At 64.3% G+C, this 787-nt stretch carries 1 protein-coding gene; it reads right to left on the reverse strand.

What is annotated here, in order from left to right:
* A protein-coding gene (locus JMJ56_RS33180; protein WP_236039079.1) for an IS5 family transposase occupies positions 1-760 on the reverse strand; the annotation gives its coding sequence in 2 pieces (ribosomal slippage) (positions 1-388 and positions 388-760; 761 coding nt annotated over the 2 pieces). This gene is flagged as partial in the annotation.
* Positions 761-787: the final 27 nt, after the last annotated feature.

Genomic DNA, 787 nt, shown 5'->3' on the forward strand with positions numbered 1-787 from the left:
AGGCACTCCCAATCCTTGGCCAATCGTCGGCAGCGATTGAGCCAGGCGATGGTGCGCTCGACAATCCAGCGCTTCGGTAGCACGACGAAGTTGCGCAACTCGGATCGCTTGACGATCTCGAGGTTGATCTGGCGACAGGTCGTGCGCAGCCCGGCCTGGAAGTTGGCGCCTTGGTATCCGCCATCGGCGTAGAGCTTCAGCAGGAAGGGGTAGAGGCCGAACAGCGAGCCCATCAGCAGCACGCCACCATCGCGGTCCTGGATGTCGGCCGCGTGGATGATGGCCTGCATCAGCAGGCCTTGGGTGTCGACCAGGACGTGCCGCTTCTTGCCCTTGATCTTCTTGCCCGCGTCGTAGCCCGAGGGGTCGATGCAGGTCCCCCTTTTTCCGCGCTCTTCACGCTCTGGCTGTCGATAATCGCGGCTGTCGGGCTGGCCTCGCGCCCGGCCTGCTCCCGGCACAGAACGTAGAGAGCATGGTGGATGCGATCGAGCGTCCGGTCCTCGTCCCAGCGCCGCAGGTAGTCGTTCACCGTGCTCCGCGGCGGCAGGTCCTTTGGCAACGCCGCCCACTGGCAGCCGGTGGACAAGATGTACATCACCCCATCGAGCACCGCGCGCACGTCGACCGTCCGCTTGTTACCGCCGCCCTTCGCGTCCGGGATCAGTGGGCCGACAATCGACCACTCTTCGTCGGTCAGATCACTCGGGTAGCGCAGCTTGCTGCGGTCGTATTTCGACCGGTTCTCGGACGTCCACATGCACACTCTTCTTCCGGCAATCGCCGC

The sequence above is a fragment of the Belnapia arida genome (genome assembly GCF_016773205.1).
Lineage (GTDB): Bacteria > Pseudomonadota > Alphaproteobacteria > Acetobacterales > Acetobacteraceae > Belnapia > Belnapia arida.